Consider the following 15,874-nt stretch of genomic DNA (forward strand, 5'->3'; position numbering starts at 1 on the left):
CATCAGGTTAATCAGCATGACGCAGACGTTGCCACGCGTGTTTTGTGGCACGACCGACGCGGTCAAGATAGAGGTACACCACCGGGGTGGTGAACAGGGTAAGTAACTGGCTCAGGGCGAGACCGCCGGCAATAGCCAGCCCCAGCGGACTGCGCAGGTCGGCATCGCCGCCGCTGCCAAGCGCCAGCGGTAACGCACCAAAGAATGCCGCCAGCGAGGTCATCATAATGGGCCGGAAGCGCATCAGGCAGGCCTGAGTAATCGCCTGTTGGGGTGTCATTCCCTGCTTACGCTCGGCGGCCAGGGCAAAATCGATCATCATAATCGCGTTCTTTTTGACAATGCCTGCCAGCAGCAGAATACCGATCAGCGCGATCACCGTCAGTTCCGTTCCGGTGAGCAACATCAGCAGCAGGGCGCCAACCCCGGCAGAGGGCAGCGTGGAGAGGATGGTCAGCGGGTGAATATAACTTTCATACAGCATCCCCAGCACGATATAGACGGCAGCCAGCGCCGCGAGGATCAGCCACGGCATTGATGCGCTCAGTTCGGCAAACGCCTGCGCCGTTCCGGCAAACCCCGCCTGAATGGTGTCCGGCAGGCCGATTTTTGCCATCGCGGTTTTCACCGCGGCCTGCGTCTGTTCCAGTGAGGCGCCGTCCCGCAGGTTAAAGGCAAGGGTGCTGGTGGCGGACTGTCCCTGATGATTAACCGATAGCGGGGCATTACTGCCGCTGATGCTGGCAAAGGCCGACAGCGGAATACGTTCGCCGCTGTCATTGACGACAAACAGCTGATTCAGCGTCTCCGGGTCGCGCGTCCAGGCCGGGCTGAGTGACATCACCACGTGGTACTGGTTGAGCGTTTTGTACAGGGTGGCCACCTGACGCTGACTGAAAGCATTATTCAGCATGTCATCCAGCATCTGCACGTCCACCCCCAGGCGGGTGGCACGATCGCGGTCAAGGGTGATCATCACTTCCTGCCCGCCGGTCTGCGAGTCAGCATCCACACTGGTCAATAGCGGGATCTGTTCCAGCGCCGCTTTCACTTTCGGCGTCCAGATGCGCAGGACATCAAGATTGTCCGCCTGCAGGCTGTACTGATACGAAGCGTTAGCACTGCGACCGCCAATATGCAGATCCTGCGCCGCCATCAGAAACAGCTCCACGCCGGGGACAGTCCGCGTTTTGCCGCTGAGACGGTTGGCGACTTCGCTGGCGTTAGCATCACGCTTGTCAAAATCTTTCAGATGCACGAAAAACATCGCGGTATTGTGTGAGCCAAATGCGCCACTGCCCATCGAGGAGATCACGCCATCTACCGCCGGATCGGCTTCGATCATGTTGGCGAACGCTTTGACCTTCGGTTCCATCGCCTGGAAGGAGATGTTCTGATCGGCGCGCATCATCCCCATCAGCAGACCGGTATCCTGATTTGGAAAGAACCCTTTTTGCACCACCGAATACAGAAACAGGTTGAGGAGCACCGTCAGCAGCAGGCTGAACAGCGTCAGTCGCTGGTGGCGCATCACCCACGCCAGCGCAGCGGCATAGGCCGCCAGCAGACGGTTCAGACCATTTTCAACCCACTGATACAGAGGATGCGGGCGCACCGTTACCGCCGGTTTACGTCTCAACAGGCGCGAGCAGAGCATCGGCGTGAGGCTGAGTGACACCAGCATCGAGATAACCAGCGAGGCGGTCAGCGTAACGGCAAATTCGCGAAACAGGCGGCCTACGATGCTGCCCATCATCAGGATCGGGATAAACACCGCCACCAGCGACAGCGTCATCGACAGCACGGTAAAACTCACCTCCTGTGCACCTTTAATCGAGGCGCGAACCGGACTGAGCCCCTCTTCGATATAGCGGGTGATGTTTTCCAGTACCACGATGGCGTCGTCCACGACAAAGCCGGTGGCGACGATCAACGCCATCAGAGACAGGTTATCCAGGCTGTAGCCGCACAGAGACATGACCGCACAGGTGCCCATCAGCGACACCGGCAGTGCCAGCGCCGGTATAATCAGCGCGCGCCCATTGCGCAGAAAGACGAATACCACACCGATCACCAGCAGTATGGCGATCAGCAGTGTCTCTTCCGTTTCATAGAGGGAGGCACGCACGTTGGGCGAGCGGTCAACCACTATCGTCAGTTTCACGTCCGCAGGGAGATCGCTTTGTATCAGCGGCAGCCGGGCTTTAATGCCATCGATCGTCTCCAGCATATTGGCCCCGGCCGAGCGCGTGACACCAATAGTGACCGAGGGCGATCCGTTATAGAATCCGGCGCTGTAGTTATCCTCGACTGCATCATAGACGTGGGCGACATCGCTGAGATGAATCGCGCGGCCGTTACGGTAGCTGATCACCAGCTGACGATACTGGCTGGCGTGATCGAGCTGGCCGTTACCGTCCACCATCCAGGACTGGTTTTTTCCCTCCAGCCTCCCTTTCGGCAGGTTGGTGGTGCTGTCAGCAACCGCTTCCCGCACGCTGTCCAGTGACACGCCGAACTGGGTTAACAGCTGCGGTTGCAGGTCAATACGCACCGCCGGCAGGGCGCTACCGCGCAGCGAAACCTCCCCCACCCCCGCCACCTGGGCGACTTTCTGCTTGATTTTACTGTCAGCCAGATCGTACAGCTCGGCGCTGGTCCGGGTGGTGGATGACAGTGCCATCATCAGTACCGGCGCATCAGACGGGTTTGCCTTCTGATAGGTCGGTAACGACGGCATACTGCCGGGCAGCAGGCTGCGCGCGGCGTTGATGGCCGCCTGCACATCGCGCGCGGCACCGTTGATATCGCGATCGAGGGCAAACTGCAGAGTAATATTGGTTGAGCTCTGCGCACTCTCCGAGGTCATTTCAGTGATACCGGCAATCTGCCCCAGCGCACGCTCCAGCGGTGTCGCCACCGTGGCAGCCATGGTCTCCGGACTGGCTCCGGGCAGATCCGCCGACACCATAATGGTCGGAAAATCCACGGTTGGCAGCGGTGCCACCGGCAGCAGGCGATAGCCCAGCGCCCCGACTAACACCAGGGCCAGCGTCAGCAACAGCGTGGCCACCGGACGAAAAATAAACCAACGAGGGAGACTCATTCACGCCCCCGGGCAACCTGACGGCGCAGATAGCGTTTCGAACGCTGTGACAGTCCGTCAAACCACAGGTAGATCACCGGCGTGGAGAACAGCGTCAGCACCTGGCTGAAGATCAGACCGCCCACGATCACCAGCCCCAACGGCTGACGTAGTTCAGCCCCCGAGCCGGAGGCCAGCATCAGCGGCAATGCGCCCAGCAGCGCCGCCATGGTGGTCATCAGGATCGGCCGAAAGCGCAGCAGACAGGCCTGGTGGATCGCCTCCCGTGGACTGAGGTGCTGGGTTTTCTCTGCCTCCAGCGCAAAGTCGATCATCATAATGGCGTTCTTTTTGACAATACCGATCAGCAGGATCACCCCGATCAAGGCGATCAGGCTGAACTCCGTATCGGCCAGCATTAACGTCAGCAGAGCCCCCACCGCTGCCGAAGGCAGCGTCGACAATATGGTCACCGGATGAATAAAGCTCTCGTAGAGGATCCCCAGCACCCCATACATGGTCAGTAGCGCGGCGAGGATCAGCCACAGCGTATTTCCGGTGGCGCGCTGAAAAGCGGCGGCTTCCCCCTGGTAGCGCAGCGTCACCGACGGCGGCATCGCCAGCGAGGTCGTGACGTCGCTTACCGCCTGCTGTGCCTGCGCCAGTGAATAACCGGCGTTCAGATTGAACGACACCGTCACCGCCGGGAACTGGTTCAGACGCATCTGCACCAGCGAACCGGTACGCAGGTGGATACTCGCCACTGACGTCAGTTTTACCAACCCGCTGACACTGCTGCTGGAAGAAGTGTCAGACGTGGACGTCGATGTGTTGCTGCTGGCTGAGGGTTGCAACCAGATATTATCGAACGAGGCCGGAGACTGCTGGAATGCCGGAGCCACTTCCAGCACCACGCGATACTGATTTGACTGGGTAAATATCGTCGAAATCAGACGCTGGCCGAAGGCGTTATACAGCGCAGTGTCAACGTCCAGTGCCGTAATACCGAAGCGTGCGGCGGCATCACGGTTGAGCTCGACGTAAGCCACCTGCCCCTGATCCTGCAAATTACTGACCACCGAGCTGAACTCGGGACGCTGCCGCAGCGCGCTGACCAGTTTCGGTGACCAGGTCACCAGGTTCTGGCTGTCCGCATCGTCCAGCGTAAACGGGTAGCGGTCCGGCGTCACCTGGTCGTTCACCGTCAAATCCTGTGCGGATTGCAGGTAAAGCGCGATGCCCGGCACGCCCGCAGTTGCCTGCCGGAGTTGTGCAATGACGCTATCCGCACGTTTATCTCGCTGGTCAAACGGTTTGAGGTTGATCTGCAGGCGGCCACTGTTGAGGCTGGTATTGCTGCCGTCAATGCCCACCGTCGAGGAGAGGCTCGCGACAGCCGGGTTTTTTAAAATGATCGCCGCCAGCTGCTGCTGCCGTCGCGACATCTCTTTAAATGACACCTCCTGCGAGGCTACCGTCACCCCCTGGATCAGCCCGGTGTCCTGGGACGGAAAGAAACCTTTCGGCACCAGCAGATAAAGCAGCCCGGTGAGCAGCAGCGTGGCCAGCGCGACCAGCAGGGTCACACGCTGATGGTTGAGAACCACAGTCAGCAGGCGATCGTACCCGGCCACCAGCCGGTCAAAAAATTTGCCGCCCTGACGATAGAAGCGTGTCTGACGGTTTTCAGGAATAGCGCGCAGCAGCGTCGCGCACAGCATCGGCGTCAGCGTCAGCGACACCAGCAGGGAGACCAGGATCGACACTGCCAGCGTAATGGCAAATTCGCGGAACAACCGCCCGACCACATCCCCCATAAACAGCAGCGGGATCAGCACCGCTATCAGAGAAAAAGTCAGTGAAATAAGGGTAAAACCGATCTGCGCCGAGCCTTTCAGTGCCGCTTCCAGCGGGCTTTCCCCCCTTTCCAGACGGCGGGAGATGTTCTCCACCACCACAATGGCATCGTCAATCACAAAGCCGGTGGCGACAGTCAGGGCCATCAGCGACAGATTATTCAGGCTGAAACCGGCCAGGTACATCACGCCAAAGGTACCGACCAGCGACAGCGGCACGGCGACGCTGGGGATCAGCGTCGCCGCCACGTTGCGCAGGAACAGGAAGGTCACCATGACCACCAGCGCAATTGACAGCATCAGTTCAAACTGCACATCGCTGATGGAGGCACGGATGGTCTGGGTGCGGTCAGAGAGAATAGTCACCCTGACACCGTCCGGGAGGGCCGCCTGTAACGTCGGCAGCTGTGCTTTAATGCTGTCCACCACCGTAATAACGTTCGCCCCCGGCTGGCGCTGCACGCTGATAATAATCGCCGGCTGGTTGTCAGCCCACGCCGACTGCCAGGTATTTTCTGCGGCTTCTTCGATGTGCGCCAGGTCGCGCAGGCGCAGCGCTGCGCCGTTTTTCCAGGTGAGGATCAGATTGCCGTATTCCGCCGCAGAGCGCAGCTGATCGTTGGCATCAATGCTTACCGAATGATACTGACCGTCAAATCCGCCCTTCGAACCGTTAACGTTGCTGTTACTGACCAGCGTATTGACGTCTTCCAGGGTCAGCCCGTGTGCCGCCAGCGCTTTCGGGTCCATCTGTATGCGGATAGCGGGCTGATGTCCACCCGCCAGCGTGACCATACCGACACCGGAAATCTGCGACAGCTTCAGGGCAATACGGGTGTTGACCAGGTCCTGAACGCGGGTCAGGGGCAGCGTATCCGAACTGGCGGCCAGCGTGATCACGGCACTGTCTGCCGGGTTGACCTTTTTATAGGTCGGCGGATTAGGCAGGTCGTCGGGTAGCAGGCTGTCGGCGGCGTTGATCGCGGCCTGCACTTCCTGTTCCGCCACATCCAGCGACAGGTCGAGTGAGAACTTCAGCGAGATCACTGACGATCCGCTGGCGCTGCTGGAGGACATCTGGCTCAGACCCGACATCTGTCCGAGCTGGCGTTCCAGCGGCGCCGTCACCGAGGAAGCCATGACGTCCGGACTGGCTCCGGGGTAGAGCGTGGTCACCTGAATCGTCGGGTAATCCACCTGCGGCAGCGCCGAGGTGGGAAGCGTGCGGTAGGCAAAAATACCGGAAATCAGCATCCCCATCATTAGCAGAATCGTGGCCACCGGGCGTTCGATGAAAATGCGCGACAGATTCATGGCACGTTCTTACCGGCGATAGCGGCGGCCGTCTCTTCCGCCGTCACCACAGTGACTTTGCTGCCATCGGTAAGGCGATCGATCCCTTCCGTCACCACCCGTTCACCTGCACTGACACCCTTAAGGATTGCCTGTCGCTCGCTGCCAAAGACCGGGCCGGTGGTGACAGCTTTCCGCTTCACCGTATTGTCTTTATTCACCACATAGACAAAGCTGCCATCACTGCTCAATTGCAGGGCCTGGCCGGGGATCACCGTAACCTGTTTCAGGGTGCCGGTTTGCAGGCGCAGGTTCACAAACTGATTCGGATACAGTGCCTCATCCCGGTTCGTAAACAGTGCTTTCAGCGCCACCGAACCGGTGCTGGTGTCGATCTGGTTACTGATAAACTGTACTTCGCCCTGCGCCAGTACGCTGCTGCCCTGCTGGTCAAAAGCGGTGGCAGGCAGCATCTGGTCATGGTGAAGCGCGGCCAGCAGTGAGGGGATATTGCTCTGTGGCACGCTAAAGGTTACCGCCGCAGGCTGCGTCTGGGTAATGGTCACCAGCCCGGTGGTTGAACTGCTCTGTACCATATTACCGGCATCCACCAGGCGCAGACCCACACGCCCGCTGATGGGGGCGGTAATACGCGCATATTCGATATTGAGTTTCGCTGCGTCAATCTGCGCCCGATCCGCGGCTACCGCCCCGCTGTACTGACCGACGGTGGCGGTCTGCGTATCGAGATCCTGACGTGCCAGCGAATCCTGCGAATAGAGTTTCTGGTAGCGCGAAAGCGTCAGCTGTGCGCTTTTTAGTAGCGCCAGATTCTGGTTGAGCTCGCCCTCATACTGCGCCAGTGTCGCCTGATAGCTGCGCGGGTCGATCTGGGCCAGTAGCTGCCCCGCCGCCACTTTCTGCCCCTCTTTGAAGTAAACGTGCGTTAACTGACCATCAACCCGGCTGGTGACCGTCACCGTGGCATTGGGGATCACCGTTCCCAGTGCATTGAGATAAACCGGCACATCGGCCAGCCCCACCGTACCGGTATGTACTGGCGTGGTCATTACCCCCCTCTGCCCCGCCCCGCCAGGCCCCCGCATTCCGCCGGGCGTTCCCGCAGCGGAAGGAGCCTGCGGCCAGAAACGCCAGATCAGCCCGGCAGCCATCAGTAGTATAATCAGGCAGAGAAACAGGATTCGCCGGGAGTGAGACGTCTTCGGGAGGTTCGCGGTCATGGCGTTAAGATCTTCAGGCTGCAGAAAAAAGATAAATGCGCCGGCATTGCCGGCGCGATCGGGATTCATCACCGTTCAGGTAGTCCCGAACAGCAAGACCATCACACGTTGTTGATAGTAATTCCCATTATCATCCAGTTGTCTGCAGAAATTCTATACTCAGAGCGTAAGCGTTTCGTAAGAACTGCAATATTCACTCTGTTTTCATCACGATTTCCAGCCACCTCCCAGCGCCTTATACAGCGTAATCTGCTGGTTGAGCTGCCCAAGATGCGTGGTGATCAGCGACTGCTGAGAGGCATACAGTGAGCGCTGCGCCACCAGCACGTTGAGATAGTTGTCCACACCTTCACGGTAGCGCACGTCAGCAAAACTGTAATTATGCAGATTTGCCGCTTCATCCAGCTGGCGCGCTCGCAATTCATCCTGGTAGGTTTCCTGCCCTGCCAGCGCGTCACCCACTTCTTTAAACGCCGTCTGGATGGTTTTTTCATAGTCTGCAATTTCAATGCGTTTTTGCAGTTTAGCGATATCCAGATTGGCCATATTCACCCCGCCGTCAAAGATCGGCAGATTGATACTCGGGCCAAAAGACCAGGCCGCCGTCCCGCCGGAAAGCAGATGGCTGAAGGTACTGGAAGTGGAGCCCCCTGCTGCGGTGAGCGAGATGCTGGGGAAGAAGGCGGCACGGGCCGCCCCAATGTTGGCATTGGCGGATTTCAGCGTATGCTCTGCGGCGATGATATCCGGGCGACGCGTCAGCAGATCGGACGGTAACCCGGCTGGCGTCGCCGGGAAGTGCCACGCTTTTTGCAAATGTGCACCCGCCATCAGATCCGGCGGAAGTTCAGTGCCCACCAGCAGTTTCAGGGCGTTAACGTCCTGTCGCACCTGACGACTGTAGCGGGCGATGTCGGCCTGTGCGGTACGAACCGAGGTTTCGGCCTGTACCAGATCCTGCTCGCTGGCCACGCCGCCGTCATAGCTGCGTTTGGTCAGGTTATAGGAGTCCTGCTGACTTTGTGCCGTATCCTGCGCCAGCTTCAGCAATTCATTATCCGCGCAGAGCGTAAGATAGCCCGATGCCACTTCCGCAATGAGGCTGATCTGCGTAGCCCGCTGCGTGGCCGCACTGGCCAGCCAGGCTTCCAGTGCCTGATCGCGCAGACTGCGCAGCCGGCCAAAGAAGTCCAGCTCCCAGGCCGTCACCCCAAGGCTGGTGTTCATCTGCCGGTAGGTGACCGATCCGCTGTTTTGTGTGCTGTAAAGGTTCCCCGGCAGATGTGTCACGTCATCACCACCGCTAAAGGCAACAGACGGCATCAGCGCAGCGCGGTCGATCTGCACCTGTGAACGCGCCACTTCAACGTTCAGTGCGGCGACGCGCAGATCGCGGTTATTGGCCAGCGCGCTGGCAATCAGCCGGTGCATCACCGGATCGGTAAAGAAGTTCTGCCAGCGGATATCCGCGCCGTTCCCGGCCCCTCCTGTTTTATTCTGACTGTCGTAATGTCCTGCCACCGGCAGTGCCGGGCGCTGATAGTCCGGCTCCATCGTACAGCCTGCCAGTATTATCGCCAGAGGCAACATGCCCAGAGAAAAAGCATTACGCATCATGTTCTTCAACCTCAGTTTTTGATTTTCTTTTACCGGCAAAACGCTGTGCGACCACAACGTAAAACATCGGAACAAAGAAGATGGCGAGGAAGGTGGCCGTGATCATCCCGCCTACCACGGCCGTCCCGATGGAGTGCTGGCTACCGGCACCGGCCCCATGTGAGATGGTGAGCGGCATGACGCCGAGCACAAAGGCCATCGATGTCATGATAATCGGCCGGATACGCAGTCTGGCTGCCTCCATTGCCGCCTCTACCAGTCCTTTGCCTTCGTTCTCATGCAGATCCTTGGCGAACTCAACAATCAGAATGGCGTTCTTGGCCGCCAGTCCGACGGTGGTCAGTAACCCCACCTGGAAGAAGACATCATTTTCCAGCCCGCGCAGCAGCACGGCCAGGATGGTCCCCAGCACGCCCATCGGTACGACCATCAGCACCGAGAACGGGATCGACCAGCTCTCATACAGCGCGGCCAGGCAGAGGAAGACCATCAGGATAGAGAGCGTATACAACGCAGGCGTTTGCGAACCCGACATCTGCTCCTCATAGGACAGGCCGTGCCACTGCACGCTAAAGCCTTTAGGCAGTCTGGCGGCGATCTCATTGACCGCCTTGACCGCCTCACCGGAGCTGTAGCCGGGCGCAGGGGATCCCATAATTTCCACTGCCGATACGCCATTAAAGCGTTCATAGCGTGGCGAGCCGTACTCCCATTTACCGCTGCCAAAGGCTGAGTACTGCACCATGTCACCGCTGGCGTTGCGGAAGTACCACTTATCCAAATCCTCCGGGGTGACGCGCGAACCCGCATTCCCCTGCACATAGACCTTCTTCACGCGACCGCCGTAAATGAACTGATTCACATAGTTGGAACCCCAGGCGGTGGAGAGCGTATCGTTGATATCGGCCAGGTTCAGTCCCAACGCCCTTGCGCGTTCATCGTCGATAATAAGATGGTACTGTGGTTCATCTTCCATCCCGTTAGGTCGGGTCGCGAACAGACGTTTATCTTTTGCCGCCATTGCCAGGAACTGATTACGCGCCGCCATCAGCGCCGCGTGGCCCTGGTTATTCACGTCCTGCAGGAAGAAGTCAAAGCCGGTGGCATTACCCAGCTCCATGACCGCGGGCGGTACCAGGGCAAACACTTTGGCGTCCTTCAGCGAAGCAAAATGCGCCATAGTGCGCTGCGCCAGTTTGGCCACGGTCTGATTGCTGTTACGCTGATCCCAGGGTTTAAGCAGAACAAAGGACATGGCGGTATTTTCCCCACGCCCGGCAAAACTGAATCCGTTCGGTGAAAATACGGAGCCCACTTCCGGTTCATTTTTCAGCAACCAGCTGCCGATGTTATTCAGCACCTCCTGCGTCCGTTCGCTGGAAGCATTCGCCGGCAGCGTTACCTGCATCATCATCACTCCCTGATCTTCATCCGGCAGGAAGGAGGTGGGCACGCGCGTGAACAGATACCCCGTGGCCAAGACGATCCCCAGATAGATCAGCAGAAACAGATGACGTTTGGCGATCACGGCCCCGACGCTGTGGGTGTAACGCAGCGTGCCGGCATCAAATTTACGGTTGAACCAGCCAGCCATCCCGGTGTTTTTTTGCTCGGCGGAACTGGCTTTCAGTAAGGTGGCACACAGTGCTGGCGTAAAGATCATCGCCATCAGCACGGAGAGTGCCATCGCGGAAACGATAGTGATCGAGAACTGGCGATAGATGACGCCGGTCGAACCGCTAAAGAAGGCCATCGGCAGCAGTACTGCCGACAGGACAAGGGCAATACCCAGCAGAGCCCCCTGGATCTGCTGCATGGATTTTATGGTCGCTGCTTTCGGATCGAGTCCCTCTCCGTGCATGACACGCTCGACGTTTTCCACTACCACAATCGCGTCATCCACCAGCAGACCGATGGCCAGCACCATACCGAACATCGTCAGAATGTTAATGGTGTAACCACAGGCCGCGAGGATACCGAAGGTGCCCAGCAGGACGACCGGCACCACCATGGTGGTGATCAGCGTCGCCCGCAGATTTTGTAAAAACAGCAGCATGACAAGGAATACCAGGGCGATCGCCTCAATCAGCGTTTTTACCACCTCTTTAATCGACGCACTGACCACCGGTGAAGTGTCATAGGGGAACTCAACTTTGACCCCTTCTGGCAGGTAGGGCTTGATATCATTGACGGTTTTGCGCACGTTGTCGATCGCATCCAGCACGTTACCCCCACTGGCGAGGCGAAGCGCAATCCCCACCGAAGGCACACCGTTGTACGTTGCGGAGATGCTGTAATCCTGCGGCCCCAGATCGACGCCGCCCACATCCCGCAGGCGTACCTGGGAACCATCAGGGTTCACTTTCAGCAGGATATTTTTAAACTGCGCCACCGACTGCAAACGCGTTTTGCCTACCACGGTGGCGCTGAACCGGGCACCACTTACCGTCGGTAAGCCCGCCAGCTTACCGCTGGAAACCTGCACGTTCTGCTGGCTGATGGCAGTGGTAATATCGCTGGGAACCAGCTGATATTGATACAGTTTTGCCGGATCCAGCCAGATGCGCATCCCGTACTCAGCCCCCATCACCATAAAGTCACCCACGCCGTTACTGCGCGCAATCGGATCCTGGAGTTTTGACACCATCAGGTCAGCAAGGTCGCCGTTGCTCAGATTAGGATTATTCGATGTCAGCGCGACAACCAGCATAAAGTTGGACTGGTACTTACGGATATTAATCCCCTGATTAACCACTTCAGTCGGCAGCTGCGACTCCGCCAGCGAGACTTTGTTCTGCACCTGAACCTGGGCGATATCCGGATCGGCCCCCTGGTTAAAGGTGACAATAATGGTGGCACTGCCGTCGCTGTTACTTTGCGATTCGATATAGCGCAGGTTATCCAGCCCGTTCAGCTGCTGTTCAATGACCTGTACGACGGTATTCTGCGTGGTTTCCGCGCTGGCCCCTGGGTAGGCAACCTGGACCGAAATGGCCGGAGGAGCAATGTTCGGATACTGGTTTACGGGCAGGTTGAGAATCGACAGTCCCCCGACCAGCATCACCACTATCGCAATGACCCAGGCGAAAATAGGGCGTTCAATAAAAAATGTAGACATCCACGTTTCCTTAACTCACTGTGCCGACGGGTCGGAGGTGGTCAGATTCACCTTTAATGCATCCGGCCTCTGACGCTCACTGGCGCTGGTTGAAACCCGCGAGCCCGGATGAACGTTCTGCAGGCCGTTGACCACGACCCTGTCGCCCGACTTCAGCCCCGTATTCACCAGCCATTTGTTGCCCAGCATCTGGCCGGTGACAATCTGCTGCTCTTTGATACGGTTATCCGCATCCACCAGATAGACATAAGGCCGGCCTTTGGTGTCGTGCATAATCGACTCCTGTGGCACCAGAATGCCCTGCTCCGCCACGCCCTGCGGGAAGCTGGCGTGCACAAACATCCCCGGCAGCAGCTCACGCTGCGGATTGGGGAAGGCTGCGCGCATAATGACGCTGCCGGTGCTTTCATCCACAGTCACTTCAGAGAACTCCAGACGCCCCTCCAGCGGATAGTGGGAACCATCTTCCAGCGTCAATGTCACTGCCGCCGCATTGTCTCCGGCTTTTTTCATCTGCCCATTTGCCAGCGCGTGCCGCTGCGCCAACAGATCGAGCGACGACTCGCTGACATCAACATAGATCGGGTCAAGCTGCTGGATCAGGCTCATGTAACTGCTCTGGCCGTCAGTCACCAGCGCCCCCTCCGTGGAGAGGGAGCGACCGATATGCCCGGTAATTGGCGCCCGGACATGGGTGTAGTTCAGATTGACCCGCGCTGTTTCTACATCGGCTTTCGCTTCACGTGCCGTTGCCACGGCATCATCGTAAACCTGCTGACTGATAGCGCGGGCGGCAGCCAGAGGTTTGTAGCGTGCTGCGACTTTATCCGCGTTAATCAGGGTAGCCATGGCTTTGTCGTAAGTCGCCTGATAGCTCGCCGGGTCGATCTGATAGAGGGGTTGTCCGGCTTTCACTTCACTCCCCTCGTTAAACAGACGTTTCAGCACAATACCGCTGACCTGAGGGCGCACTTCTGCCGTACGCACCGCGGTGGTCCGGCCAGGCAACTGCGTGAACAGGGTCACGGCTTCGCTTTTCAGCGTGCTGACCCCCACATTAACCGGCACATCGCCGGAGGGTGCCGCTGTCTGGTCACAGGCAGACAGCACCAAAACTAAACTCGCGGAAAGGATCCTTAAGCGCATGGTAAAATCTCAATTAGATAGCGTTAAATTAATAACGAGAGTGATTACTCTCATTAAAGAAAAGCATTACAGAAGGAACAAAAATCTGGCTTTATTAAGTTTCTGCTAGGGTTTCTATCGAAACGCGACGAGTCAATCAGTCGTGCCTGCTTGCGTCGACGGATGCCGCCCTGTTACTCCCGAGATAACTGCTCCGGCTAGCCCTGTGGTTCGATTCCTCTCCTCCTGAGTTCGCGTCGTGCCAGCTCTTTCAGCCAGCAGGCAAGCGTCACATTTTCATTGTCCGTCAGCATTCTCAACTGGTCATGGAGTTCAGGGTGAATGCGTAGCTGAAAAGCCGCTGAACGGCCGCCCGTTTTTGGCGTCCTGTCTTTAAGTTTCGGCATCATCGTCGGTTCCTGAAGGTGAAAAACGCCCCCTGCAGCGCTACCAACACCTCAGGGGGCTGACACGATGCAATGGAATGCGTACCGCACCGTGGTGGCATCACAGTAGCGCGTTGGCAGCGGTGTCTTTTGGCGATTAGTGTATGTGGTAAGGAAAAGTTGTCAGCGAATTTCACCGCTGTAACAAATAGGCAGGAAAGAGCGCGAGCGGGGATAAAAAAACCCACGCATTAGCGTGGGTTAGCGTCAGAAGCCGATGTATCAGCCGGGATGATAAATCGCATCCGGCGCAATATTCATATGCTTCAGTACCGGGCCGATAATATTGCCAAAGACCGGCGCCGCTACCGAACCACCAAAGTGATCGCCCGCCGTCGGATGGTTAATCATAACCACCAGCGCCACCTGCGGATTACTGGCTGGCGCCACGCCAGCGGTGTAGTTGATATAGCCACCATCATATTTTCCGCTGTCGCCCATTTTTTCTGCCGTACCGGTTTTGATCGCCAGTCGATAGCCCGGCACAGCGGCACGCACCCCGCTACCGCCGGGTAACGCATCACTTTCCATCATATGTACCACTTCGCGCACGGTCTCTTCATCCGCCACGCGTCGGCCCGATACCGGCGGGGTGACTTTAGTAATCGACAGCGGCCGGTAGATGCCAAAAGAGCCCAGCGTGGCATATTCACGGGCAATCTGCAGCGGCGTCACGCGCAGACCATAGCCAAAGGAGAAAGTAGCACGTTCAATATCCGCCCAGCGTTCACGGTGCAGCGGGAAGTAGCCCACGCTTTCACCGGTCAGCCCCAGGCCGGTAGGTTTCCCCAGACCGAAGGCATGATAGGTGTTCACCAGCACTTCAGCAGGCATCGCCAGTGCAATATGGGAAACACCGATATCACTGGATTTCTGCAGGATGCCGGTCATGGTCAGACGCGGCCAGTGGCCCACATCGCGGATCAGGTGGCCGTTGACGCGATAAGGGGTGGTATCCAGCACCGAATCGGGACGAACCAGCTTACGCGCCAGCCCTTCCATCACCACCAGCGGCTTGACGGTAGAACCGGGCTCGAAGCTGTCATTAATGGCGGTATTACGCATCTGCGCCGGTGAGACATCAACAAAGTTGTTGGGATTGAACGAGGGATAGGAGGCCATCCCCAGAATTTCGCCGGTGTCGATCCTGACCAGCACTGCCGCCCCTGAATCCGCCTTGTTAAGCAGCACGCCATCGCGCAGCTTGCTGTACATGGTGTACTGATCGAATTTATCAATACTGAGCTGCACCGTCGGCGGCTGCTGCGGGGGCTCATAGTTGATCATCGCGACAATGTTGCCGCTGGCATCCTGACGATATTTCTCCATCCCCGGCGTGCCCTGAAGCAGTTTATCGAACCCTTTTTCCAGCCCGGTCAGCCCACTGTTGTCCGCCCCCACAATACCGAGCAGCGGGGCAGTCGCTTCGCTCATCGGATAGAAACGGCTGTCGTTATACACGGTGCTGATGCCGGTCAGATGCAGTTTGACGATATCCTTTGCAATGCCTAACTCAACCTTGCGACCGAGATAGAGAAACCGGCGGTTGGGGTTAGCATTAATCTGCGCCGCCAGCTGCTCCGGTCGTTGCTCCAGGGCGTTAGCCAGGTACTGCCATTTCGCGCTGGTAAAGTCCGGGTGTGCCTGCAGTACGCGCTGCGGATCGGCAATCACATCACGCGACGGAACGCTGAGGGCCAGGGCTTCCCCGTTACGATCCAACAGCGTGCCCCGGTTAGTCGGCAGCGTTACGGTCCGCAGCGAACGTTCATCGGCCTGCTTTTCCAGCATCGGATGGTTAATCAGCTGCAAATCAGCGACCCTGGCCAGCAATACCACCAGGCAGACCACCACACCCAGGCAGACAAGCCTGAAACGCACGGGGTTGAACGTCGGAGCTGGCTGAGACTTTGCCAGGAATTTTTTTAACGGGGGCATGTGGGTTCCGGAACAGGCTGGAGGATAACTTGCTGGCAGTTATACAAAAAATGTTGCGGGGATGACAGGGAAACTGTGTTTCAGATCGTGAGTGGTCGCACCGCAACGGCGGCGGTTAATGATAAAAATTAAAACCTTTAAATCAGTTAGTTAAA

At 57.9% G+C, this 15,874-nt stretch carries 8 protein-coding genes; all 8 read right to left on the reverse strand.

What is annotated here, in order from left to right:
* Positions 1-7 precede the first annotated feature (7 nt).
* Positions 8-3,106, reverse strand: coding sequence for an efflux RND transporter permease subunit (locus tag EPE01S_RS08805; protein ID WP_062744261.1), 3,099 nt, complete (start codon positions 3,104-3,106; stop codon positions 8-10).
* Positions 3,103-6,255 (reverse strand): multidrug efflux RND transporter permease subunit, encoded by a 3,153-nt coding sequence (locus EPE01S_RS08810; RefSeq protein WP_062744262.1) that lies wholly within the window; start codon positions 6,253-6,255, stop codon positions 3,103-3,105. The genes EPE01S_RS08805 and EPE01S_RS08810 overlap by 4 nt, the downstream gene beginning before the upstream one ends.
* The gene (locus tag EPE01S_RS08815) at positions 6,252-7,475 is read right to left on the reverse strand and encodes an MdtA/MuxA family multidrug efflux RND transporter periplasmic adaptor subunit (RefSeq protein WP_062744343.1); all 1,224 of its coding nucleotides are present in this window, start codon (positions 7,473-7,475) and stop codon (positions 6,252-6,254) included. The genes EPE01S_RS08810 and EPE01S_RS08815 overlap by 4 nt, the downstream gene beginning before the upstream one ends.
* A gap of 207 nt (positions 7,476-7,682) precedes the next feature.
* On the reverse strand, positions 7,683-9,092 hold the full coding sequence (locus EPE01S_RS08820) for an efflux transporter outer membrane subunit (protein ID WP_062744263.1): 1,410 nt from the start codon (positions 9,090-9,092) through the stop codon (positions 7,683-7,685).
* A complete protein-coding gene (locus EPE01S_RS08825; protein WP_062744264.1) occupies positions 9,082-12,210 on the reverse strand; it encodes an efflux RND transporter permease subunit in 3,129 nt (1,042 codons plus the stop codon). Before EPE01S_RS08825 ends, EPE01S_RS08820 begins: the two co-directional genes overlap by 11 nt.
* A gap of 15 nt (positions 12,211-12,225) precedes the next feature.
* Positions 12,226-13,356 (reverse strand): efflux RND transporter periplasmic adaptor subunit, encoded by a 1,131-nt coding sequence (locus tag EPE01S_RS08830; RefSeq protein WP_062744265.1) that lies wholly within the window; start codon positions 13,354-13,356, stop codon positions 12,226-12,228.
* A gap of 197 nt (positions 13,357-13,553) precedes the next feature.
* On the reverse strand, positions 13,554-13,742 hold the full coding sequence (locus tag EPE01S_RS08835; protein ID WP_062744344.1) for a hypothetical protein: 189 nt from the start codon (positions 13,740-13,742) through the stop codon (positions 13,554-13,556).
* A 261-nt stretch (positions 13,743-14,003) separates the two neighbouring features.
* On the reverse strand, positions 14,004-15,719 hold the full coding sequence (locus tag EPE01S_RS08840) for a penicillin-binding transpeptidase domain-containing protein (protein ID WP_062744266.1): 1,716 nt from the start codon (positions 15,717-15,719) through the stop codon (positions 14,004-14,006).
* Positions 15,720-15,874: the final 155 nt, after the last annotated feature.

Origin of the sequence: Erwinia persicina NBRC 102418 (assembly GCF_001571305.1) — a bacterium.
Taxonomy (GTDB): Bacteria; Pseudomonadota; Gammaproteobacteria; order Enterobacterales; family Enterobacteriaceae; genus Erwinia; species Erwinia persicina.